General features: G+C 59.8%; 14 protein-coding genes and 3 rRNA genes. 5 read left to right on the forward strand and 12 right to left on the reverse strand.

From position 1 onward, the window contains the following. Positions 1 to 43 precede the first annotated feature (43 nt). The 3 genes from rrf to ACEUKI_RS08950 form a co-directional block, all read right to left on the reverse strand. Positions 44 to 160 (reverse strand): 5S ribosomal RNA (gene rrf / locus ACEUKI_RS08940). A 170-nt stretch (positions 161 to 330) separates the two neighbouring features. Beyond that, positions 331 to 3,394 (reverse strand): 23S ribosomal RNA (locus ACEUKI_RS08945). Positions 3,395 to 3,827: 433 nt separating this feature from the next. After that, positions 3,828 to 5,353 (reverse strand): 16S ribosomal RNA (locus ACEUKI_RS08950). Together the 16S, 23S and 5S rRNA genes form the textbook arrangement of a ribosomal RNA operon. A gap of 573 nt (positions 5,354 to 5,926) precedes the next feature. On the opposite strand from ACEUKI_RS08950, the gene ACEUKI_RS08955 reads away from it, so the two are divergent. Beyond that, positions 5,927 to 6,682, forward strand: coding sequence for an NAD-dependent protein deacetylase (locus ACEUKI_RS08955; RefSeq protein ID WP_007051834.1), 756 nt, complete (start codon positions 5,927 to 5,929; stop codon positions 6,680 to 6,682). Between the two features lie 145 nt (positions 6,683 to 6,827). On the opposite strand, the gene ilvA is transcribed toward ACEUKI_RS08955, so the two are convergent. The 5 genes from ilvA to ACEUKI_RS08980 form a co-directional block, all read right to left on the reverse strand. After that, the gene (ilvA, locus tag ACEUKI_RS08960) at positions 6,828 to 8,093 is read right to left on the reverse strand and encodes a threonine ammonia-lyase (RefSeq protein ID WP_374156755.1); all 1,266 of its coding nucleotides are present in this window, start codon (positions 8,091 to 8,093) and stop codon (positions 6,828 to 6,830) included. Between the two features lie 248 nt (positions 8,094 to 8,341). Then, positions 8,342 to 10,162 (reverse strand): alpha-glucosidase, encoded by a 1,821-nt coding sequence (locus ACEUKI_RS08965; RefSeq protein ID WP_374156756.1) that lies wholly within the window; start codon positions 10,160 to 10,162, stop codon positions 8,342 to 8,344. A gap of 203 nt (positions 10,163 to 10,365) precedes the next feature. Then, a complete protein-coding gene (locus ACEUKI_RS08970) occupies positions 10,366 to 11,232 on the reverse strand; it encodes a carbohydrate ABC transporter permease (protein WP_080785711.1) in 867 nt (288 codons plus the stop codon). Positions 11,233 to 11,249: 17 nt separating this feature from the next. Beyond that, on the reverse strand, positions 11,250 to 12,191 hold the full coding sequence (locus tag ACEUKI_RS08975) for a carbohydrate ABC transporter permease (protein WP_374156757.1): 942 nt from the start codon (positions 12,189 to 12,191) through the stop codon (positions 11,250 to 11,252). Positions 12,192 to 12,212: 21 nt separating this feature from the next. Then, entirely contained in the window at positions 12,213 to 13,502 is a 1,290-nt protein-coding gene (locus tag ACEUKI_RS08980) for an ABC transporter substrate-binding protein (RefSeq protein WP_144169285.1), read from the reverse strand. A 173-nt stretch (positions 13,503 to 13,675) separates the two neighbouring features. Here ACEUKI_RS08980 and ACEUKI_RS08985 point away from each other — a divergent pair, with 173 nt between their 5' ends. After that, positions 13,676 to 14,884, forward strand: coding sequence for an ROK family transcriptional regulator (locus tag ACEUKI_RS08985; protein WP_131238935.1), 1,209 nt, complete (start codon positions 13,676 to 13,678; stop codon positions 14,882 to 14,884). A 53-nt stretch (positions 14,885 to 14,937) separates the two neighbouring features. Here the strand turns inward: ACEUKI_RS08985 and ACEUKI_RS08990 are convergent, their stop codons facing one another. Both ACEUKI_RS08990 and tadA read right to left on the reverse strand, forming a co-directional pair. After that, a complete protein-coding gene (locus ACEUKI_RS08990; RefSeq protein WP_374156758.1) occupies positions 14,938 to 17,241 on the reverse strand; it encodes an alpha-galactosidase in 2,304 nt (767 codons plus the stop codon). A 119-nt stretch (positions 17,242 to 17,360) separates the two neighbouring features. Beyond that, positions 17,361 to 17,810: a tRNA adenosine(34) deaminase TadA gene (tadA, locus tag ACEUKI_RS08995; RefSeq protein WP_186289841.1), complete on the reverse strand. Its 450-nt coding sequence runs from the start codon at positions 17,808 to 17,810 to the stop codon at positions 17,361 to 17,363. A gap of 121 nt (positions 17,811 to 17,931) precedes the next feature. Here tadA and ACEUKI_RS09000 point away from each other — a divergent pair, with 121 nt between their 5' ends. Beyond that, positions 17,932 to 20,004: a sodium:proton antiporter gene (locus tag ACEUKI_RS09000; protein WP_080785706.1), complete on the forward strand. Its 2,073-nt coding sequence runs from the start codon at positions 17,932 to 17,934 to the stop codon at positions 20,002 to 20,004. A gap of 126 nt (positions 20,005 to 20,130) precedes the next feature. Here ACEUKI_RS09000 and ACEUKI_RS09005 read toward each other — a convergent pair whose 3' ends face one another. Together ACEUKI_RS09005 and ACEUKI_RS09010 are read right to left on the reverse strand one after the other, a co-directional pair. After that, on the reverse strand, positions 20,131 to 20,883 hold the full coding sequence (locus ACEUKI_RS09005; RefSeq protein WP_374156759.1) for an alpha/beta hydrolase: 753 nt from the start codon (positions 20,881 to 20,883) through the stop codon (positions 20,131 to 20,133). 118 nt (positions 20,884 to 21,001) lie between these two features. Then, on the reverse strand, positions 21,002 to 21,862 hold the full coding sequence (locus tag ACEUKI_RS09010) for a hypothetical protein (RefSeq protein ID WP_144169290.1): 861 nt from the start codon (positions 21,860 to 21,862) through the stop codon (positions 21,002 to 21,004). 376 nt (positions 21,863 to 22,238) lie between these two features. Between ACEUKI_RS09010 and dcd the strand changes: the two genes are divergently transcribed. Continuing rightward, a complete protein-coding gene (gene dcd, locus ACEUKI_RS09015) occupies positions 22,239 to 22,820 on the forward strand; it encodes a dCTP deaminase (protein ID WP_007051821.1) in 582 nt (193 codons plus the stop codon). 62 nt (positions 22,821 to 22,882) lie between these two features. Beyond that, entirely contained in the window at positions 22,883 to 24,559 is a 1,677-nt protein-coding gene (locus tag ACEUKI_RS09020) for an FIVAR domain-containing protein (RefSeq protein WP_080785703.1), read from the forward strand. Positions 24,560 to 24,741: the final 182 nt, after the last annotated feature.

The raw sequence follows: 24,741 nt of genomic DNA on the forward strand, positions 1-24,741 counted from the left end.
AGCCCCTTGGGGCGTGTGCTCCAAGGGGCTTCCTGTACGTGTGGTGCGGCGGCGTGCTACTCTCCCACACCCTGTCGGGTGCAGTACCATCGCCGTGCCAGGCCTTAGCTTCCGGGTTCGGAATGGGACCGGGCGTCTCACCTGGGCCATGGCCGCCGCAAATCTTCTCTTATACGGCCAGACGCTGGGGTCTGCCGGCCTGTGGCGGCCTGGGAACCGGATAGCGGACGCGAATATGTCGATGTTTCGTCTTGTGGCCAGACAATGCTCATTGCCGTCTGGTGTCGTTTGCAGGAGGAAGATGCGGTCCAACCGCCAGGGGTCGGAATGTCAGTGTTGCCTTTCGTCCGTTAGTACCGGTCGGCTCCACCCCTCGCGGGGCTTCCACGTCCGGCCTATCGACCACGTGTTCTGCATGGGGACTACAGCAGCTCGAGGCTGCACGGAATGCTTATCTTGGAGCAGGCTTCCCGCTTAGATGCTTTCAGCGGTTATCCCTCCCGAACGTAGCCAACCGGCCGTGCCACTGGCGTGACAACCGGCATACCAGAGGTTCGTCCACCCAGGTCCTCTCGTACTATGGGCAGGCCTCCTCAGCATTCCAACGAGCGCAGAGGATAGAGACCAAACTGTCTCACGACGTTCTGAACCCAGCTCGCGTGCCGCTTTAATCGGCGAACAGCCGAACCCTTGGGACCTGCTCCAGCCCCAGGATGCGACGAGCCGACATCGAGGTGCCAAACCATCCCGTCGATATGGACTCTTGGGAATGATCAGCCTGTTATCCCCGGGGTACCTTTTATCCGTTGAGCGATGCCGCGTCCGTACACCGGCACCGGATCACTAGTCCCGACTTTCGTCCCTGCTCGGACCGTCGTCCTCGCAGTCAAGCCCGCTTGTGCACTTGCACTCGCCACCCGATTGCCAACCGGGCTGAGCGGACCTTTGGGCGCCTCCGTTACTCTTTGGGAGGCAACCGCCCCAGTTAAACTACCCGCCAGGCACTGTCCCTGAACAGGATGACCGTTCGAGGTTAGACATCCAATGCGAACAGAGCGGTATTTCACCTTGCGGCTCCACGCGATCTGGCGACCGCGCCTCTCGGCCTCCCGCCTATGCTACACAATCCACACCGAATGCCAATACCAAGGTATAGTAAAGGTCCCGGGGTCTTTTCGTCCTTCTGCGCTTAACGAGCATCTTTACTCGTACTGCAATTTCGCCGAGCTCCTGGTCGAGACAGTGGGGAAGTCGTTACGCCATTCGTGCAGGTCGGAACTTACCCGACAAGGAATTTCGCTACCTTAGGATGGTTATAGTTACCACCGCCGTTTACCGGGGCTTGAATTCACCGCTTCGCCAAAGGCTGACGGATCCTCTTAACCTTCCGGCACCGGGCAGGCGTCAGTGCATATACAGCGGCTTGCGCCTTCGCATGCACCTGTGTTTTTGGTAAACAGTCGCTACCCCCTGGTCTGTGCCACCCCCAAAAGCTCCCCGCGCGAGGCGGTTCACCATCGGGGGTCTCCCTTAAACCGAAGGAACGGGAGTGATTTGCCGAGTTCCTTGACCAGGATTCGCTCGATCGCTTTGGTATTCTCTACCTGACCACCAGTGTCGGTTTGGGGTACGGGCGGCTTTGAGCCTGACGCCGAAGCTTTTCTCGGCAGCCGGGATCACCGGATATCGGGCCGAACGGCCCCCATCATCGCACCTCGGGCACACGCGGGACGGATTTGCCTGTCCCACGCCCTGCGTGCTTGACCACGGAAGACCACCTCCGCGGCCGGCTACCCCTCTGCGTCACTCCTGCGCTGACCTACTACAGCTACGGTCCCAACGCCCGAAGGCATCCCACCACCGAAGTGGAGGTAAGCCCGCGGCCGGAGGTTAGTACTCACTGCCTCGGTTTTGGCGGCTGAAAGCCGGTACGGGAATATCGACCCGTTCATCCATTCGACTACGCCTGTCGGCCTCGCCTTAGGACCCGACTCACCCAGGGACGATGAACGTGGCCCTGGAACCCTTGGTCATCCAGCGGACGGGATCTTCACCCGTCTCTCGCTACTCATGTCTGCATTCTCACTCCCATGAAGTCCACGGCGCGTTCACACGGCCGCTTCGCCCCTCATGGGACGCTCTCCTACCCAGTACAAAACACTGCCGCGTCTTCGGTGGTGTGCTTGAGCCCCGCTACATTGTCGGCGCGGAACCACTAGACCAGTGAGCTGTTACGCACTCTTTCAAGGATGGCTGCTTCTGAGCCAACCTCCTGGCTGTCTATGCGACTCCACATCCTTTCCCACTTAGCACACGCTTCGGGACCTTAGACGACGGTCTGGGCTGTTTCCCTTTCGACGACGAAGCTTATCCCCCGCCGACTCACTGCCGGGATACGCGTCACCGGTATTCGGAGTTTGGTTGCTGTTGGTACCCGATACGGGCCCGCAAGCATCCAGTAGCTCTACCCCCGGGACGTAATGACCCGACGCTGCACCCAAATGCATTTCGGAGAGAACCAGCTATCACGGAATTTGATTGGCCTTTCACCCCTAGCCCCAAGTCATCCCCCCGGTTTTCAACCCAGGTGGGTTCGGTCCTCCACACGGTCTTACCCGCGCTTCAACCTGCTCAGGGCTAGATCATCCCGCTTCGGGTCCAGGACACGCGACTTTAAACGCCTTTTAAGACTCGCCTTCGCTACGCATACCCCACACGGGTTATGCTCGCCACATGCCACTGACTCGCAGACTCATTTTTCGATAGGCACGCCGTCACCCCACAAAAGGGCTCCGACGGATTGTAGGCGCACGGTTTCAGAGACTGTTTCACTCCCCTCCCGGGGTACTTTTCACCTTTCCCTCACGGTACTCGTTCGCTATCGGTCAGACAGGAATATTCAGGCTTACCCAACGGTCTGGGCGGATTCGCACGGGGTTCCACGGGACCCGTGCTACTTGGGAGACGCGATCGGCAGACCATGCGCGTTCAGGTACGGGGCCCTCACCCTCTGCGGCCCGGTATTCAACCCGGTTCCCCTGACACATGGTTTTCTGCAACTGCCGGCCGGCCCGTCGGAGCCGGCGCACGCGATCCCGCAACACCCCGCGCGCAACCCCCGACGGGTATCACACGCGCAAGGTTTGGCCATCATCCGCTTTCGCTCGCCACTACTCACGGAATATCCTTTCCTGCAGGTACTGAGATGTTTCACTTCCCTGCGTACCCCCCGGCCGAAGCCGGTACCGACCCATGACGGTCGGTGGGTTCCCCCATTCGGAAATCCTCGGATCAAAGCCCTGTCGGCGGCTCCCCGAGGCATATCGCAGCCTCAAACGTCCTTCATCGGTCCTGTCTGCCAAGGCATCCACCATACGCCCTTGCAAGCAACACACACGCAACATGCATGCGCCGCAAGATTCCTCCAGCAAATTCCCAGACGACAAATCATCACACTAAAAATGATCACAAAACGATCGAAACGAACAACAGAGTTCGATTCGAAATCAACAGCAAAACAAGGATCCAGAAAACCCTTGCTTTGCTCGCGTCCACTATCCAGTTCTCAAGCCACCACGCACCGCCACGCCGCCGCACCGGCACACGGCCGGCCCTCGGGCACGACGGGCACCGAATCGCGCCAGGCAAAAAAGCCTGGGGTGGCGATCCGGGAGCCCAAAAGCGCATCCGCACCACTCCGGCACCCACCGCACGACCGGCAGGGCAAAGCCAACGACATCTTCCACACCAGCAACCCCGCCACCGCCGCACCATGCGACGCGCGGGGCGCACACCGTCGGACGAACATCCGACTGAATTCTCCGTAGAAAGGAGGTGATCCAGCCGCACCTTCCGGTACGGCTACCTTGTTACGACTTAGTCCCAATCACGAGCCTCACCTTAGACGGCTCCATCCCACAAGGGGTTAGGCCACCGGCTTCGGGTGCTGCCCACTTTCATGACTTGACGGGCGGTGTGTACAAGGCCCGGGAACGCATTCACCGCGACGTTGCTGATTCGCGATTACTAGCGACTCCGCCTTCACGCAGTCGAGTTGCAGACTGCGATCCGAACTGAGACCGGTTTTCAGGGATCCGCTCCGCGTCGCCGCGTCGCATCCCGTTGTACCGGCCATTGTAGCATGCGTGAAGCCCTGGACGTAAGGGGCATGATGATCTGACGTCATCCCCACCTTCCTCCGAGTTAACCCCGGCGGTCCCCCGCGAGTTCCCGGCACAATCCGCTGGCAACACGGGGCGAGGGTTGCGCTCGTTGCGGGACTTAACCCAACATCTCACGACACGAGCTGACGACGACCATGCACCACCTGTGAACCCGCCCCGAAGGGAAACCCCATCTCTGGGATCGTCGGGAACATGTCAAGCCCAGGTAAGGTTCTTCGCGTTGCATCGAATTAATCCGCATGCTCCGCCGCTTGTGCGGGCCCCCGTCAATTTCTTTGAGTTTTAGCCTTGCGGCCGTACTCCCCAGGCGGGATGCTTAACGCGTTAGCTCCGACACGGAACCCGTGGAACGGGCCCCACATCCAGCATCCACCGTTTACGGCGTGGACTACCAGGGTATCTAATCCTGTTCGCTCCCCACGCTTTCGCTCCTCAGCGTCAGTAACGGCCCAGAGACCTGCCTTCGCCATTGGTGTTCTTCCCGATATCTACACATTCCACCGTTACACCGGGAATTCCAGTCTCCCCTACCGCACTCAAGCCCGCCCGTACCCGGCGCGGATCCACCGTTAAGCGATGGACTTTCACACCGGACGCGACGAACCGCCTACGAGCCCTTTACGCCCAATAATTCCGGATAACGCTTGCACCCTACGTATTACCGCGGCTGCTGGCACGTAGTTAGCCGGTGCTTATTCAACGGGTAAACTCACTCACGCTTGCTCCCCGATAAAAGAGGTTTACAACCCGAAGGCCTCCATCCCTCACGCGGCGTCGCTGCATCAGGCTTGCGCCCATTGTGCAATATTCCCCACTGCTGCCTCCCGTAGGAGTCTGGGCCGTATCTCAGTCCCAATGTGGCCGGTCGCCCTCTCAGGCCGGCTACCCGTCGAAGCCACGGTGGGCCGTTACCCCGCCGTCAAGCTGATAGGACGCGACCCCATCCCATACCGCGAAAGCTTTCCCAGAAGACCATGCGATCAACTGGAACATCCGGCATTACCACCCGTTTCCAGGAGCTATTCCGGTGCATGGGGCAGGTCGGTCACGCATTACTCACCCGTTCGCCACTCTCACCACCAAGCAAAGCCCGATGGATCCCGTTCGACTTGCATGTGTTAAGCACGCCGCCAGCGTTCATCCTGAGCCAGAATCGAACCCTCCACAAAAAAACTTCATGAAAAACATCCGAACAGATGACTCTCAAAACAAAAATTGACGAGCACGTCCTTAAGGAAGGACGCCCTCAAAAAACCCCACCATCATTCAACCCCTCCCGGGGCACCCCGCCACAAAAGACAAGGCTGACGATGAACTGGCAATCATTGACTATAAAGAAGTAGTACAAACACGCTCTTGAGTTCTCAAACCACCACCACACCAGCAAAGCAGGCGACCAACCAGAGGAAGGAACCCGCCGCGCTGAGCGGCAACAGGTGAATAACTTACACGCATGTTTGAATTCGCGCAAATCGAGGCGCGCAAAAACCTCAGGAACCGTTGCAATCACACGATTCCCCCGGCGTGTCGCACAGAGCCCACTTTGCTCTGATGAGGCTAGGTTAACCCCTCAAATGTTTCTGAAAAGCATCAAATCCACTATTCGGCTGGCGTGTCGCGAGAGTTTTCAGCTTGTCGGCCCTGCGTTCATCTCTCGGCAACCACACTGCCGGCGCACAATCGGCACATGACAGCGCTCCGTCATCGGATTTCGTTCATGAATCGCGGGTATACCTGTAGTTGTGACCAAGAAGATTGCTGTATTAACCGGGGCGGGCATTTCCACGTCCGCCGGCATCCCTGATTTCCGCGGTCCAGACGGTGTGTGGACCAAGCATCCTGACCAAATGAGCGTTTACGACATCGATCTGTTCCTGCGCAACAAAGAGGACCGCGAGTACTCCTGGCGCTGGCAAAAGGAATCGCCAGTATGGAATGCGCAGCCCGGCACTGCGCATAAGGCGCTGGTCAAGCTGGAACAAGCCGGCATGCTGACGCTGCTGGCCACGCAGAACTTCGATGCGCTGCATGAGAAGGCCGGCAACAGCGACAACGTCATCGTGAACCTGCACGGCACTATCGGCACCTCGCATTGCATGAAGTGCCATCAGGAATATGCCACGGCGGACATCATGGCCCGTTTGGATGAAGAACCCGATCCACATTGCCATCGCAAACTGAAGTATCGCGGCGATATGCCATGCAATGGCATTATCAAAACTGATGTGGTGTATTTCGGTGAGGCGCTGCCGGACGGAGCGATGGAGAAGTCGTACAGCCTGGCCACCAAAGCCGACGAACTATGGGTAATCGGATCGACCCTTGAGGTGTACCCGGCGGCGAGCATTGTGCCGGTGGCCGCGCAGGCAGGCGTGCCCATCACCATTATGAATATGGGTCACACGCAATATGACCATCTTGCGAGCCGCTTGATTCATGAGGATATCGCCGTTGCCCTGCCGAAGTTGGTGGACGAGACGATTGCGGAGAACAAGTAGCCCTCAGCATAACGAAAGCGCCGGTGGGTGGGTTAAGCAACTGATGATTGTGCTTAACCCACCCACCGGCGCTTTTGCGCCACCTCCCGCCAGCGGGAGGTATTGGAACACACTTCTGCGCGGCCTCCCGCCAGCGGTATTGGAATCAGTAGATGCGCTTAGGCTGGAATCCAGCTTCCCTGAGTGCCACGAGGATGCGGTCGATGTGCTCGGGGCCGTTGGTCTCGACCGTGACGCCGAGAGACACCGCGTTGGTGTAGTGGCCGGATGCCTTGAACTGGTCGTGATCAAGCTGAATGACGTTGGCGCGCTGCTCGGCAAGCAGGGTGGCCACCTTGACGAGCTGACCCGGAGTATCCGGCAGCTCGACCTCGAAGTTCATGATGCGGCCGCGGGCGATCATACCTTTCTGAATCACCGCACCCATGGTCACGGTGTCGATGTTGCCGCCGGACATAATCGGAACCACCACGTGCGGGCCGGTGGCGGCGGCGAACTTGCGCGAACGCAGGTTCAGGTGTTCCAGCGCAGCCAGCGAAACGGCGCCGGCCGCCTCGACCACCAGCTTATGCTTCTCGAGCATGAGCAGGATCATTTCGTTGATGTCACGCTCGGTGACGGTGACCAGATCGTCCAAGAATTCGTTGATCAGAGCGAAGGGCAGGTCGCCGGGGTGCTTGACCGCAACGCCTTCTGCGGAGGTGACCACCTGATCGGCAGGAGACACATGGCCCGAGGCCAGCGAGTCCTTCCAGGCCGGGGAGCCCTCCGGAATCGCACCGATTACGCGCACTTCAGGCTTGAATGTCTTGATGGCGAGCGCCACGCCGGCACCCAGACCACCACCACCGAGCGGCACGACCACGTCAGTGACATTCGGCACGTCTTCGAGGATCTCCAGACCGATGGTGCCCTGGCCGCAGATGACTTCGTAATCGTCGAACGGCGGCACGTAAATCATACCTTCCTTGTCGGCGAGCTCAGCAGCGTGGGCGGCGGATTCGTCGAACACATCGCCGTACAGCACCACATCGGCGCCGTAGGCCTTGGTGGCATCGACCTTCAGCGGCGGGGTGATCTGCGGCATGCAGATGGTGGCCTTCGCACCACGCTCACGGGCCGCATAGGCCACACCCTGGGCATGATTGCCTGCGGATGCGGTGACGATGCCACGGGCGATTTGCCCTTCGGTGAGCGATGCGATCTTGTTGTACGCGCCGCGAATCTTGAAGGATCCGGTGACCTGCAGGTTTTCCGGCTTCAGGAGAATCTCATGGCCGGTCATCTCGCTCAGCACCGGAGAAGGAATGATCTCCGTATGACGGGCAGTCCCTTTGAGACGTTTGGCGGCCAGCTTCAGTTCGGCTGCATGATCACGTTGCAGCGCCTTCAAAACATCCTTTTGTTCCATAGCTTTCCATTGTAAGCATCACAATGCCGAGAGACACCGGCTATCTCGCTTCACAGAGGTACATTCGGCCTTTTGCAGACAGCTATCTGCTTTCACAGGGGTACCGAGCATCGAAAACCCCGAGTATAAGCCTTGATTTTTCAACGCTTATACTCGGGGTTTTGGCGTTACGGTACCTCTCTCAAGACAGATAGCATTTCGGGATAGCCCCGAAGTACCTCTTTGGGCGGAGGAAGGCACTCAATGCACTACAACTGGATGACGGCTGCCTCCCACGGGTCGAGCTCGCGGTTGGCAAGGGAGACCACGGTGTGCGGAGCGTCATACGTGCTGATCACCACATTCGGCTCGGTGATTCCGACGGCGGCTAGTTCGGCAGCCTCACGTGGCAGGTCAACGGTTCGGCTGGACATATTGACTACGACCAACAACTTCTCAGCGTCGAGCTCACGGGTAAAGGCATAGACGTGCGGATCAGCGGCGTCAATCAGTTGCCAGTCGCCGGCGGCCACGACCGGGCTGTTGTGACGCAGCGCAACGAGCTGCTTGTAGAAGGAGTACACCGAATCCGGATCATCGAATTCACCGGCGGCGTTGATCTCGGCATGATTCGGATTCACGGAAATCCATGGCTCAGTGGCGGCGTCCGGAGCGGTGAAACCGGCGTAGCCGGAACCGTCCCATTGCATCGGAGTACGCGCGTTGTCGCGGCTGCGCGCGGCCAGACCGGCCATCATTGACTCAGACGACTGCACCTTGGCCTCCTCGACCCTCTGCCGGTAGGCATTCAAGGATTCAAGGTCACGGTACTGGTCGAGACGAGTGAAGTGGGCGTCGGTCATGCCCAGTTCCTCACCCTGATAGATGTACGGGGTGCCGCGGTGCAAGTGCAGCATCAGACCAAGAGCCTTGGCCGAACGGACGCGGGATTCCTCCGCGGAGTCGTCGCCCCAGCGGGAGACCACGCGCGGCTGATCATGGTTGCCGGTGAACAGGCTGGCCCATCCTGCGTTCTGCACGGCGGTCTGGTAACCGGCCATAATGCTCTTGAATTTCGGCAGGTCAAGCGGCAGCGGCTTCCACTTGGTACCTTCGCAATCAAAATCAACATGCTCGAACAGGAAGAGCATGTCCAATTCACCGTTGCCCGGATCAGTGATGTGCTCGTTGCGCTGAGCCGTGACGCCTGGCGCCTCGCCCACAGTCAGGAAGCCTTCACGCCCCTTGAATACCTCACGTCGCATTTCAGCCAGGAATTCATCCTGACGGGGGCCGTCCGCACAGAACGGATTCGGGTTGGAATAGCCCTCCTCGCCCACAGGAAGATCCTCAAGCTCCGAGCCGGACTCGCCCGGCAGCTTGCCGTTCGAATCGGTGCGCTTGGAGATCAGGGTGATGACGTCCATACGGAAGCCGTCGACGCCTCGGTCAAGCCACCAGTTCATCATGTCGTACACAGCGCGGCGCACGGCAGGGTTCTCCCAGTTGAGGTCCGGCTGTTTCTTCGAGAACTGGTGCAGGAAGTATTCGCCGCGCTCGGGGCAGTATTCCCATGCGGAGCCGCCAAAGTAGGAGCCCCACTGATTGGGCTCGGCGCCGGGCTCGCCGGGCGTGGTGCCGGGACGAGCCGGACGCCACCAATACCAGTCCGCATGCTCGTCGTCTTTGTTCTTGGACGCCTCGAACCAGGCATGCTCATCGGAGGTGTGATTGACCACCAAATCCATCACGATCTTCAGACCGCGCTTGTGGGCCTCGGCCAGCAGCTCGTCCATATCATCGAGCGTGCCGAACAGCGGGTCGATATCCTGGTAGTCAGAGATGTCATAGCCGTTGTCGTCCTGCGGGGACTTATAGACCGGGGAGAGCCACAGCACATCCACGCCAAGATCAGCTAAGTAATCAAGACGCGACGTGATGCCCTTAAGATCGCCGAATCCATCGCCGTTCGTGTCTTGGAAAGAACGCGGGTAAATCTGATAGACCACCGCGTTGGACCACCACGGATTGGGGGTGGCGCCGTTGGTGCGGATGGCGTCGGGGATTGCGGTACGCTGCGAAGTAGTCATGATTCCAAACCTTTCTACGTGGGTGAGCGAACATCGTTGTTGACCGGATGGCTTGTAGTTATATTGAAACAGCCCGATGGTTTCATTCCCATCGGGCTGTTATTTTGGTGTGGCGGAAAGTAATTACTTGAGCGGGCGGCCGATGCTCCCCTCAGTCAGCTTCGCTGACAGCTCCCCTCAGAGAGGGGAGCTAGAGTGAAACGCTACTTGACCGCTCCCCTCATCACACCACCGACGACCCACTTTTGGGCGAAGATGTAGACGATGAGGATCGGGGCCATGGCCATCAGGTAGCTGGAGAAGGCCATCGGGTAGTTGGTGGCGAACTGCGAGCTGAAGACGTACTGGGCCAGCGGAATCGTCTGGTTCGACTGATCGGTCAGGATGATCAACGGCAGGAGGAAGTCGTTCCAGGCCCACAGTGCGGTCAGGATGGCGATGGTGGCATTGATCGGGCTCATCAGCGGGAAGATGATGGTCCAGAAGATGCGCCAGGTGGATGCGCCATCGATGCGGGCAGCTTCTTCAAGCGATACCGGAATCGAGCGGATGAAGCCAGTGGCGATGAACAGGTTCGTGCCCAAACCAAGCACCGTGTACAAAATGATCAGGCCGACCTGGTTGTCCAGGTGCAGGGAGCCCATCTGCTTCGCAATCGGCAGCATGACGACCGGGAACGGCACGAACATGGCGGCGATGAAGAAGTAGTACAGGAAGCGGAAGAAGCGCTTATCCATGTTGCGGGCCACGGCGTAGGCCACGAAGGTGTTGGTCAGCAGGGTGAGCACCACGGCGGCCACCGTGATGATCGCGGAGTTGAGCGCGGCCTTCGGGTAGTTGACCTTGGCGGAGGCGTCGGCGAAGTTGTGCCACTGCCACGAGGTGGGCAGGGCGAAGGTGCCGGCTTCGGCCGGAGTCTTCAGCGCGGTGACGATGGTGAAGTAGAGCGGGATCAGAATGGTCAGGCTCAGCACGGCCACGGCGGCGGTCAGCCACCAGTTGATGTTGTGATCCCTGCGGATCTTGGCGGGCTTGCCGGCCTTGGACGGGGTAACTGTTGCAGTAGTCATTTCTTTCCTCCCCTAAATCAGATCTGTTCCTGGCTGCGGGAGATGCGCAGCTGCACGAAGGCGATGATCGCCAGCACGATGAAGAAGAGCACGGCGTTGGCGGTCTGGTAGGCGTACTCGCCACCGGTCAGGCCACCCTTCCAGATGAGGTAGGTGACGGTTTCGGTGGAGGAGTTCGGGCCGCCCTCGGTCAAGGCGACGACCTGGTCGAAGGTGCCGAGCGCGTTCTTCATGGACAGCACGAGGTTGATGGTGAAGAACGGTCCGATCAGCGGGAAGGTGATCTTCCAGAACTTCTGCCAGGCGTTGACGCCGTCGATGGCGGCGGCCTCGTAGATTTCGTCGTCGATGGTCTGCAGGCCGGCGAGGTAGATGAGCACCGAGTAGGCGATGCCCTGCCAGACGGCGAGGAAGACGATCGGGATCCAGCTGAGCTGCTCATTGGTCAGCAGCGAGGTGGACAGCCACTTGATGCCCAGCGCCTTGCCGAGTTCGGGCAGCGGGTTCATGAAGATGTACTTGAACACGTAGCCGATGACCAGCACGGAGAGGGTGTAGGGGATGAAGAAGATGGCTCGGAAGCCATTCTTGAAAGCGATCTTCGAGTTCAGCAGCACCGACAGGAACAGGGCGATCACATTAATCAGCACCGTGATGAGAATGGCGATGAGGAACGTGAACAGGTAGGCGTGGCCCACGCGGTTGTCCTGGAAGAGGGCGATGTAGTTCTTCAGTCCGACGAACTTGTAATCGCCGTAGCCCTGCGAGTTGGTGAAGGAATACTTTACGCCATCAAGAAATGGCAGGTACAGGAAGAAGGCGAAGATGATGGCCGCCGGAACCACCATCCAGTAGTAGGCGGGGTCCACTTTGCGGGTGGAGAAGGCGGAGACCTTCTTCTTGGCCGGTTTCTTGGCAGCCGACTTGGCAGCGGTCTTGGTTGCGGTTGCGTGTGACATGATGTTCTCCTCTCCTACCGATCACTCGAAGGTCCTGGCTTGGACCTTGTCCCATTCGGTCTGCATCTGGTTCAGGAAGCGGTCGGTGTTGCCGGAGGTCACCATGGTCTGCAGGTAGCCGCCGATGTTGATGGACGAAGGAATGTAGTGGTCGCAGAAGTCGGCCAGTCGGTTTTCCTCGAAGAACGGGCGCACGGTTTCCAGCGCATCGTTGCCGAAGTAGGTGTCCTTCAGCGGCGTGATGGCGGACTGGGCGTCGGCGTAGGCGTCAAGCTGATCCTTCTGCATGAGGAATTCGACGAGCTTCATCGCTTCCTTGGGGTACTTGGTGTCCGCACCGATGGTGAGCATCACGTCGTCGCCGGCGGTGAGGATCTGCTCGCTGGCGTCATCGGTGGCCGGCATCTGGGCGAAACCAAGTTCGATATCGGGGTTGATCAGCAGGATCTGTGGGATGGCGTAGGTGCCGAGCGGGATGATCGCGGCCTTGCCTTGGGCGAAATTCTGCGTGCCCTGCTGGTAGGTGACGCCGGTGTCCGCAGTGGAGTAGGTGAAGAGCTCAGATTCCTTCTCGACTGCGGTCTTCCACAGTTCCTGGAACGTGGTCTTGCCTTGCTTGAGCTCGGTGTACTTCGATTCGGGAACCAGCGTGCCGGCCAGGGAGGCGAGCGGTGCCTGGGTGGTCCAGGCGTCGGCCACGGAACCCTGCAGCGGGTTGATGCCGGCGTCCTTGAAGGTGTTGAGCATATCGGTGAACTCACTCCAGGTGGTCGGCGGGTTCTCCGGGTCAAGGCCAACCTTGCGGAACAGAGCCTTGTTGTAGATGTAGCCGGAGGCGTTACCCGCGAAGGGCAGGCCGTACAGGCGCTTCTTGGAGGAATCGGTGGTCTGCACCAGATTCTTGGCGATCTGCACCATGCCGGGGTTGAGGGTGTCCACAATGGGTTCATCGGTGAAGTCGTAGAACACACCGGAGGCGGCGAAGTTGCCGAAGCTGATGTCGCCGTTGAAGGTGATCACGTCCGGCACACGATTCTTGACGAAACGGGTGCGCAGATCGGTCTGGGCGTTGGCGGAGTTGTTGATGTTGACCTTGATGGTCGGGTTCTGCTTCTCAAAGTCGGCAACCATGGATTTGAACTGGTCGGCGGCCTCGGACTTGAACTGGAAGAAATCCAGCGTGACGGTGCCTGCGGTGCTGGAGCCGCAGCCTGCCAGGCCGAAGCCGACGGCGATCGCGCACACCACGGCGGCGGTGCGCACGGCCAGACGCTTCAGTCTAGGCGTTACATGTGGGGAATCGGACAGCATAATTGTTGACTCCTTTATCTTTCTTTTCCTCCGGCTTCGATGCCGGCGGTTCTTCCACTTTCCAAGGTAACGGTTCGGCCATTTCATTCCCAGCGCCAGCGAGCCCACTTGCGCGAGCAACAAAAAGCGCGGTATTTTGTGATTAACGCAATAAATACAGCGAAGGGGCTTGCATGTCTGATGCCAACGCGATTCCACAGTGGTTTTCCGGATCCGAGCATACGCATCGCGTGGCGGCGGCAATTGCCCAATACGGGCCGATAGCCCGCACTACGTTGGCACAGATGCTGGGACTGAGCCAAGGGGCCTTGTCCCGCATCACCAGCGATCTGATCTACGCCGGGGTGATCGAGGAGCTTCCGGCCGAGGCCGGCCCGTCAGGCAAGCTGCCCGAGCGATTCACGCCAAGGGAAAGTTCGGATCGTCGCGGACGCCCGCAGACTTCGCTGGTGTTGTGTTCGAACGCACGCACCTTCATTGGTGTCAAGGTTCATGGGATGTCGATTGTGGCCGCTGCGGTGAACGCGCATGGCGAGGTGGTGTCCGGCCGGCACGAGGTGCCGATCGGGGCGGATCAATCGGCTGAGTATGTGGTGTCGGCCATCACGCGGCTGGTGCGCGAATGTTCCGCCGATATCGCCTCTTCCGGACTACCCTCCCCCACTGCGGTGGGCGTTGCGGTAGGTGGGCATGTGGTCGACGATTCGATTGTGACGTTCGCGCCGTTCCTGCATTGGGACGGGGCCACGGACTTGGGGACGATGGTCACAGAGGCGACCGGCCTGCCGTGCGGGGTGTTCAATGATATCGATTCTCTGCTGGTGGATGCCTCCTGGTTCGGGCCGGGTGTCGGCGTGGATATGTTCGCCGTGGTGACCATCGGCGTGGGTGTTGGTTATTCGCTGGCCGTGAACGGCAAGCCAGTGCAGTACCCGGATAAGAGCTATGGTCTGGTGGGCCACGTGCTTATCGATCCGGAGGGGCCGCGCTGCACCAGCGGACATATCGGCTGTTCACAATGCTTGACTGACGATTCGATCGCCGAACAGTACTCTGCGATTGTGGGTCGCGCGGTCAGTTTTGAGGACTTTGCGCGCGATGCCAAGGGCCGCGTGCCGCAAGCCACGCAGTTGGTGAACCGGACGTGTTTCCGGTTGGGATCGCTGGTGGCTACGGTGGCGAACATCGCGATGCCCGGGCATGTGATGATTGCCGGGGAGTCCGCGTTTTTGGCCAAGCTCGGCACCGATTCGCTGCGTGACGGCATTCGTTTCTATCGTCACAGCCAGACCCAGCCGGTCAAGTTCACGATTATGAACCACGACTGGCAGCTCTGGGCCAAAGCCGCCGCCAGTCGCGTGATTGTGAAGCATATTGGGTAGGCCGTTCTTGGCTCCCCTCAGAGAGGGGAGCCAAGAACGTTGCGTCGCCACAGTTACTCCGCCACGGCTTTGAGCAATACTGCCTGCTGGGGGTGGAGGGACGGGGGACGGATGCCGTAGCGCTGCAGGGCTTCGCCGGTCAGGACTACGCCTTCCTCGTTCCACCAGCCGAGAGTGCTCTGACCGTTGATCAGACCGGTCAAATCCAAGCTCGGGTCGAGCGGGCTGACACGGTAGGTGCGCTCGGGGTCAAGTCCGGGCAGGTACACGGGCGCGGCCGGATAGGTCTGGCTGGTGGTCAGCTGGGTGAAGCGGTAGATGGCGGCGTCACGGTTCGGCATCACCATACCGTCCAGACGCACGGCCGGATCGTTGGAGTCGGCGTGCACGCAGGTGTCGATGGCGAACCAGTCGCGGTGCTTCTTGAATTCGGCCACCCACACGGCCAGCTTGGCGAGCGCCTCGTCCGGCTCCTTCAACAGGTTCCATTCGATGCCCATGTGGCCGAAGAACGCCATGGCCATGCGCAGTTCCTGGCTGGTGGCGCGCTGGGTGGAGTGTGCGGGGCTGGCGCCCACGTGCTCGCCCATCATCGCCGGCGGCACCAGCAGCGAGGTGTAGCGCTGGATGTCCGCGCGCTCGACCGGGTCCACGCAGTCGGAGACCCAGATACGATCGGCGTGCTCTAGGATGCCAAGATCCACGCGGCCGCCACCAGAGGAGCAGCTTTCGATCTCAAGGCCCGGATGCGCGGTCTTGAGGCCCTTGAAGATGTTGTAGACGGCAAGGGTCTGCGCGTGCACGGCCGGGCGGCCGGAGCGGCGGGAACCGGGCTCGGTGACGAGCTTGTTGTGGTCCCACTTGATGTAGTCGATACCGAGCTCGCCGACAAGCTGGTCCATGCAGCCGTAGATGTAGTCGAACGCATCCGGATTGGTCAGATCGAGCACCTGCTGAGTGCGGCCCTGCAGCGGCAGTCGGCCAGCGGTGGGCGAGAGAATCCAATCGGGGTGGTTACGGGCCACATCGGAATCGGGGTTGACCATTTCCGGCTCGAACCACAAGCCGAATTCCATACCCTTGGCGTGCACGTAGTCGGCGAGCGCCTTCAGGGACTTCGGACCATCGGGCCAGACGTCCTGCGCAATCTGCCAGTCACCGAGGCCGGAGGTGTCGTCGCGGCGGGAACCGAACCAACCGTCATCCACCACGAATCGTTCCACGCCGGAGTCGGCGGCCTTGTCGGCGAGCGCCTTCAGCGTATCGAAGTTGTGGTCGAAGTACACGGCTTCCCACGTGTTGAGGATCACCGGACGACCGTGCGAGAACAGGCGCGGATGCAGAGAGCGCACGTAGGAGTGGAAGCGGGCGGCGATCTCATTGAGGCCATCGCCATAGGAGCCGAACAGCCACGGGGTGTCGTAGGAGTTCTGGCCTTCGCCGGGGCCGGCGAGCGTCACTTCGCCGCCGAACAGGAGTTCGCCGCCGCCGATTACGCCGGTCGTGTAGGGCAGACGTTCGGCGGACAGTACGGAGTTGCCGCTCCAGCCCACGTGCACCGAATAGGCGTCGCCATGCTCGAAGCCGAAACCGGGCACGCCGGCGGTCAGGAGCAGGGATGCGTCGAAGTCAGGGCGGCCAGCGAGCTGCGGCTTTTCGAAACGGCCGACGGCCAGCGGCTGGCGCTGCGGGCTGCGTTCACGTAGATGGTGACCAGTGGTGGTGAGGATTTCGCCGACGGATTCGGGCAGCGGGAAGCCGAGCTCGATCTTGCCGATCTCGAGCGGGGCTCCGGCGTCTGCACCGAACAGGTTGGTTACGGTGGCCTTCTGACGGGCCAGGCCGCCGGGGAGCAGTTCGAGGTGCCATTCGACTTCCACGCCCTGCTCCTCATCGCGCGCGGTGACTATGACACCGGGCACGCGGGCCGGGCCGGTGGCGCGGGCATGGCCGGCCACATCGGTGTAGCTTTCGCCGGACACGGCATCGAGGGTGGCTTCCAGCACGCCGCCGGTCTCGATGTTGGTCACGGTGAACTTGGGGAAGAGCTCGATGCCGGCGCGGCGCAGCACCACGCGTTGCTCGCCGATCCAGCTTTCGGCCTGGGTGGGCAGGATGGACGGCCAAACGGTGTCGTCGAGCGCGCCGGACACGCGCTGCGGCTTCAAGGCGTCATAGGCGGCCAGCAGGGTGTCGGGCTTGGCCAGCGGGCGACCCCAGTGGACGATGCGCGGCAGGTCGCTGCCGGCAAACACCAGACCGATCGCCACATTGGCGGCGGGCTGGGTCAGGTAGACGGCGGTGAGTGCGGTACCGTCAGCGGCGGCACCGGTGAAAGTGGAGGTGTTCTCGGCCATATTGCCTCCTTCGACGTGTGTGGATTGGCATTGCACTACTGGTTTCGATGGTAGAAGAAATGGAATATGTTGCCTTGGTGCCGCGTGTTGGTTGCGTGAGGTAAGTAATGCGTCCGTGTCTATCGCCGCTGGGCGAAGAAATCAGTCAGGATGGACTGACACTCGCCTTCCAACACGCCGCCGTGCACTTCAGGACTATGGCCGATATGCGGATCGCGCGGAATATCCCAAATCGAACCGCACGCACCGAGCTTGGGATCCCAGGCACCGAACGCGATGGTGCCGATATGGGTCTGAATGCAGGCACCCGCGCACATCGGGCACGGCTCAAGTGTGACGGCCAGAGTGCAATCGGCGAGATTCCAAGCGCCCAAGGCTTGGGCCGCCTGACGCATGGCGATGATTTCGGCGTGGGCAAGCGGGTCACCATCAGCCTCACGCGTGTTGTATCCGCGCCCGACAATCTGGCCGGCCGCATCCAGCACCACCGCACCAACCGGTACGTCACCAGCGGCTGCAGCCTGACCGGCCAGTTCCAGTGCGTGACGCATCGCCTCATCATATTCCATACCAACGAGTGTATGCCTTTTTCTCATATCGTCTCATGATGTGCATAATCGGCCGCAAGCTTAACGTTTTCTTCATGGTTCCCCTATACTTTTGGTGGAAAAAATACGAGAAGGCGGCAACATGGCGGTATTTGAGCTCATCCTATGCATCATTGCGGCGGTGGTGGTGAGCTCGTTTGTCAGTCGCTTCGTGCCCAAAGTCTCCACGCCGCTGGTCCAGATTGTGCTGGGCGTGCTGGTTACGTATCTGCCGTTTTTCCCGGATGCGACGCTCGACCCGGAACTGTTCATGGTGCTGTTTATCGCGCCATTGCTGTATTTGGAAGCCCACGAAATCGATAAGTCGGCGTTGCTGAAAACGCTGGATCTGAGCCTATCGCTGGCTATCGGACTGGCTATCGTCACGATGGCGGTGGTCGGATTCACTTTGCATGCCGTCTGGCCGTCCATCACCTTAGCCTCAGCCTTAGCACTCGGCGCGGCACTCGGCCCGACCGATGCGGTGGCCGTCAGCTCCCTCGGTAAAGAAGCCTCGCTGACGCAGCGTCAGCGCAGCGTGCTGAAAGGCGAATCACTCTTCAATGACGCTTCCGGCATCGTCGGCTTCCAGTTCGCTCTGGCCGCCGCCTTCACTGGAGAATTCGCCGTGGGGCAGGCCGCCGGCGAATTCGTGATCTCCTTCTTTGGCGGCACCTTATTTGGCCTGGTGATAGCAGCAGTGGCCAACTGGCTATTCGAGACCGTGCGATCCCTCGGCTGGGAAACCACTACCACACGTATTCTGATGGAACTGTTCCTGCCCTTCCTGCTGTATTTGGGCGCGGAGGAATTCAATGTGTCCGGCATTCTGTCGGTGGTGGCCGCTGGCCTGTTCATCCGATTCGACCGTACCGGCGTGGGGCCGAATGTGGCACGCACGAATATCGTTTCCACTTCAGTATGGGGTGTGCTGAGTTTCTCGCTCAACGGTGCGGTGTTCATTCTTCTGGGCATGCAGCTGCCGCGCGCCATGAGGGCCAGCTGGTCTGACCCGTATATCAGCAATACCGCGCTGATCGGCATTATTCTGCTGGTCACTCTGGTGGTAATCGCGCTCCGATTCTTCTGGATTGCGGCCATGCTGCGCGTTGCGCGAGATACAATCACCGGCCAGCGCCGCAAAATGGCACCCGAACGCTGGCGCTCGGCCGCAGTGATGACCTTTGGCGGCCCCAAGGGAACCATCACGCTGTCATTGATGTTCACCATCCCGTATTACATCGCCGGCGGTGCGCCGTTCCCGATGCGTGACGAGCTGATTTTCATTGCGTCAGGCGTGATTATCGTGACCTTGCTGCTGGCCAACTTCCTGTTACCGCTATTGGCCCCGAACCGTGGCAAGGATCCCAGCGCGGAAATAATTCCGGTGACCATCGATGTGTTACGCGCCACGGTGGAGGAACTGACCGGACGCATCACGCCAGAGAATCGCCGTGCGATTCTGATGGTAATCGACCAGTACACCAAGCGCATCGGGCGATTGCAGCAGCGCATCGGCGATACCGATCCTCAGGGATTCGAGCAATTGCAGATCGAAGCGCTGCATTGGGAAAAGGAATTCGTGCGCGACCGGCTTGCCGACACCAAAGCACATCCGGCGGCGGATACGGCCACGCAAGAGCTGAACGTCGAAACCTGCGAGCGCATGCTTGACCAGATTATGAATACGTTGCGTCACACTTCCACTGATCCGACTTCAGGGCACGCGGTATCGCAGATTCGCGGTCGTGTACGCATGTTCCAGCGGCAGATGAGCAATTATGCCAAACGCACGGTGTCCAAGATTCGCCACACCACACCATTGGTGAGCGAGGACCAGATTTTCGCGCGCACCCGCGAACTGCAGGTCGAGGCGATTCATCATGTTATCGGCCGGCTTATTGACGAGATGGGCCAGGATACGTACAACACCGAGCATTGTTCGGCACTGTTGCTGGATTATCGTCGTGCCGAGGCTTCATTGCAGGCACGTCCGAATATGAGCGGCACTACGGAAACCATCACGCAGGTCGAGGACGTAAAGCGCGAGAGCTACGGTATCGAACTCGGTGTGATTCAGGACATGTACGAAGCCGGCGACATCAACCGAGCCCAAGCCCGCTCCCTAAGGCGCAACATTTACGTTATGCAAGTGGACGCTGATTCCGGCATCTAGTTTCCTTGGCTCCCTTCTCTGAGGGGAGCCAAGTTGGGGATTGCTATTCCCGTGTGATTCTCTTCAGTATGTGCAGTAGTGCTTGCAGTGCTCACTTCGCTCATGGGAGAACAGTCTATGACCGAGTCAGCCAGAAGTAATGTCGTTGTCAAGTAGCCACTGGCGCAAATCGGCGAACTCCTCAAGACTCACATTGTGATCCAGACCGTGGTAGCTCTTGGTTTTCAGCCACGTATGCTCTTCCAGCCAAGCGGCGGTGGCGAACAGTTCGTATTTCGGGATTACGCCATCGTTCTTGCCGTACGTATAGAACACGGGGATATCGTAATCGGCCAGGCGAGAGTCAGCGGGGGCCGTGCCGGGCACCTGACCGGGTGCGTTGAAGCCGGACAGGGAGACGACGGCCCGGTACCGCTCGGGGTTGATACGCAACAAATGCACGGCGACCAGCCCACCTTGCGAAAACCCAAGCGGCACCACGTCACGGTCAGCGGGAATGTTATCGGCCACCCATCGGTCGACTGCTGTGGCGGCGGCATACACGCCGTAGTCACGATCATCGCCGATAGGCAGGGCATCGTGGAACCACGCGTAGTTGCCGGGGTCGGGACTGCCCTCACGGGCCGGCGCGAGTGTCAGCGGCCCGCGCAATGCCACGAAATCGTTATACGGAGCGATGAGGCGCATGATGTCCGCCATGTCTTCTTCGCTGGATCCCCATCCATGCAGGCACAGGAACAGCGGATGCGCGGCATGCTGGTCGAAGCCGCCGCGCGAGGTGACGCTGTGTTCCACGGTGAGTGGCTCGCCAAAACGTCCGGGCACAGTGGTGGATTCGCGGCCGATCAGGGGCTGGCTGGCATTCGCTTCTTTGCTCATACCAATCCAATATAGAGGTCTTGCGCGCTGTGCGGAAAACGATGGACCATGATTTCAATCACATTGGGTAATCCGCGCCGAATCGCCTTGGGACTTTCCAAGGGATACCGGCAATCTATCAGGCGTTACCGCTGTCTGCGGTGTCTGTGGCTGCGGTGATTGTCTCAAGTTCGCCGCCCCACTGCTGCTGCAGTGCGGTCATCTTGCTGGCCTCGCCGAACACCATCCAGCGTTTGCCGTTCAGCAATCGCCAATCACCTTTCGTTTGCTCATTATCAGCGTATTGGCTCAGCAGTTCGGAAATCTTGCTTTCGATAGGTGCCCGGATGATGGCTGCGGACGATTCCGATTCAAAGGATACGAAGGCCACTCTCGGATCAGTGCACATCTGTACGGTGGTGATGCCCGGCAAACCGCCCGTATCAAGCCCCTGCCATCCTTCTTTGCACGCGCCGGCAGCTTGTTCGATGTCTTGCTCCATCTGTGCGGTATCTTCGACGGGTGCCTTGTCGTTCGACTGCTGAATCAGTCCTTCCGGGAACAATACGCCCACGGCCACGCCGATAACCAAGCAAACTATGGCGCACACCAGTGCGATGATGCCGCCCGCGCCCACTCCCCCGTGAGTGGCGTACCGAGGCATGGTGACTCGCGCAGCGATGACCAGAATCAGGGTGATGCCGATAAGCACCGCCGCAGTCAACGCAATGTATCGTCCTGGCACTGCCGGCATAAAGGAAATGACGTAAGGCGCGATTTCATGAACCGCCGAGGTGGCCGATACCACGACGGCTAGCAGTCCGCTGACAACGGCAAGTCTGCGGCACAACATCGACGTTGGGCTGCTGGCTTTTGTAGCGGCAAATCGCCGGCCGGCATTCCGCCTGGATGGGCGTCGATTCTGTGCACGACGTGAGCTGCGCGAATCGTCATACTGACCATCGCCGAAGAAATCGTAGTCCTCATCGTTGCGGGCCATCGGTGCCCCCTTCCTGCCGATCACACAGCTAGTGTACCGCTATGGCTTGGGAATGGCGGTCATTCGGGGGAATGATTTTGGCCTATAACCCTGATTCAGGGCACAAAAAAGAACCCCGGCGGTTACCCGCCGGGGAGAGAAAGGAGAGAGAAGAAGAAAGGGGGTTCAATTGTCGGGAACTGCTGCGGCTCCTGATCAGCTTTCCGCTGACATCTTTTATATAACCACTGCTTTCTGGGTCTACCTCTAAGTTTCTCTGAGAAAAACCTGAGAATACTTGCGATTGATGGACCGCAGAAGCGTGAGGAGCCTCTCACGTTTCCGCCCAAGGCGCTAGACTTGAAGGCAGTATTTATTTGCCCAAGGAGTTTTTCACATGCTGCTGTCCGACCGCGACATTCTCGCCGCACAGTCCGCAGGTCATATCTCACTTGATCCGTGGACCCCCGAAATGGTGCAGCCCGCTTCCATCGACGTGCGATTGGATCGGTACTTCCGTTTGTTCAATAACCACGCCTACACCTATGTCGATCCGGCGGAAAACCAAGGCGCACTCACCGAACAGTTCGAGGTGGCTCCCGACGAACCGTGGATTTTGCACCCCGGCGAGTTCGCACTGGGTTCCACGTGGGAATACGTCAAGTTGGACCCGTCCATTGCCGCCCGTCTGGAAGGCAAGAGCTCACTGGGCCGATTGGGTATTCTCACCCATTCGACTGCGGGCTTCATTGACCCCGGTTTCGAGGGGCATATTACGCTTGAGCTGTCTAATGTGTCGACGCTGCCGGTCAAACTATGGCCTGGCATGAAAATCGGCCAGATGTGCTTCTTCCAGCTGAGCTCGCCCGCTGAGCACCCTTATGGCTCCAAGGGCACCGGCTCGCATTATCAGGGCCAGCGGGGTCCGACGCCGAGCCGTTCCTACGAGAATTTCTACCGCGCGCACATCGACGACTGAGCGTTGCGACGTACCATTCGGCCGGCGGATGCCGGCCATTTGCTTAATCCCAAGGAGATGTCATGACCAACAGCGATGGCGGGTTCCAGTTCGACTTCCAGCAGCACGAAAAGCCGGTCAGGCCAACGGTTCCTCCGATTCCCGGGCAAGAGACAGCAGCATATAGCACGGAACCCACGGCACAAGCCACACCGGCTCTGCAGTTCCCGCAGTCTGTGCAGTCTGTGCGGGCTGCGCAGTTTGCACAGCCCGCACAACCCACGCAGCCCGTACAGCCGACGCAGCCCATCGATCCGGCCATGACGCAACCGTTCTCGCCGCAATTCCCGGCTGCGGTTGCCGCACAAGCACCACAGCCGGCAGCAGCCACGCAGCCAGTAGTATCCGAAACACCAATCGCCGCTGCGCCCGGCCAGCAGCAATACGTTTGGGATCAGACGACGCAAAGCTTCCGCCCGGTGGAACCGACAGCGCCGGTGACGCCAGCAGCACCAGCCGCACCAGCGGCACCGGCGACATCGCCTGTTTCGATAGCTTCAAACGCCGCGACACAGGCGTTCCAACCCAATCAGGCCGAGCAGCCTGCGGTAGATGCCGAGGCAACACAGGCGTTCCAGCCTGATCAGGTCATGGCAACACAGCCTTTCGAAGCTCAGGCCATGCCGAATGCCGAAACCGCGGCCACACAGGCATACGGCGCATCATCCACCGTATCCGGTGAGACCGTTGCCATGCCGGCAACGCAAGTAGCGTCTGCCGATGATGCTGCGGCCACACAGGTGTTCCAACCGGCCGCCCTGGCCGCTTCGGCACAGGCTCAGCCTGCTGTGATGCCTCCCTCCATTCCGTTGAATCAGGTCTCCGATGAGGACGATTCCGATGGCGCCGAGCCTCGTCACGGCGGTAGCGGCAAAAAGAACACCCGCAAAATCGTCGGCATTGCCGTAGCAGTAGTCGCCGTGATAGCGCTGGTTGTCGCCGGCCTGCTCTGGTGGCATTCCAACAGCAGCAAGGCGAGCCAAGCCGTGGCATTGGTCGAATGCAAGGTAGCGGCCAAGCAGTACACGAATGCCCAGAAGAAGCTCACCACCGCCATATCCAATGGCCAAGCCAGCGCGCAAACATCCACCAGCGATGTGGCCGATGCCAATACGCTCACCACGCTGAATCAGGCGTTGCAAGACGCCGGCAATCCGGTTGACATCGCCAAGTGCGATTCCAGCCTCAACACCACTGAGTTGAAGTCTCACACTAAAGAGCTGCAGAATGATGCCAGCGACATGGCTGACAAGACGGATGCCATCAACAATGCGATCAAGGCCGTTAATACTTCAAAGGCGACGGCCGATACCGACACACTGAAATCGAAGCTGAGCTCGGCTATTTCGCAGGCGCAGGGCACGCTGGATAATTCCGCGGGCAGTGTGGCCGATAAAAACACCCGCACCGCGCTGCAAAACGCCATCACCGAGGCCAATACGGTGATGAACGGGACCAGTCCGTCCGAATCCGACGTCAACAATGCGATTTCTAAACTGCAGAAGGCCGAGTCCGACGTCACCGCCTCGATGCAGGCCAAGCAGCAGGCAGATGCCGCCAAGCAAGCTCAGGAAGAGGCTCAGCAGAAGGCCGACCAAGAGGCACAGCAGAAGTCTCAAGATGAGTCCAACAATAGCGACAACAATAACGGCGGCGACAACCCCACCTCTACTGACGGCACCGACGGCAGCCACAACTGAGGTCTGCAGCGTTCTCCTGTTTCCCATGGGGGCGGTAACTTCCCCATGGGGCGGTTAGCACATTTCCTCTTTTCGCGGAATAATGCCGTTTTCAGCGACCGCCCCATGAGGAAATCACCGCCCCATGGGATAGTTACCGCCCCATGAGGAGCCGTTTGGATATAGCAGTGGGCCGGGCTCTG

It is taken from the genome of Bifidobacterium sp. 2450 (genome assembly GCF_041900695.1).
Taxonomy (GTDB): Bacteria; Actinomycetota; Actinomycetes; order Actinomycetales; family Bifidobacteriaceae; genus Bifidobacterium; species Bifidobacterium longum.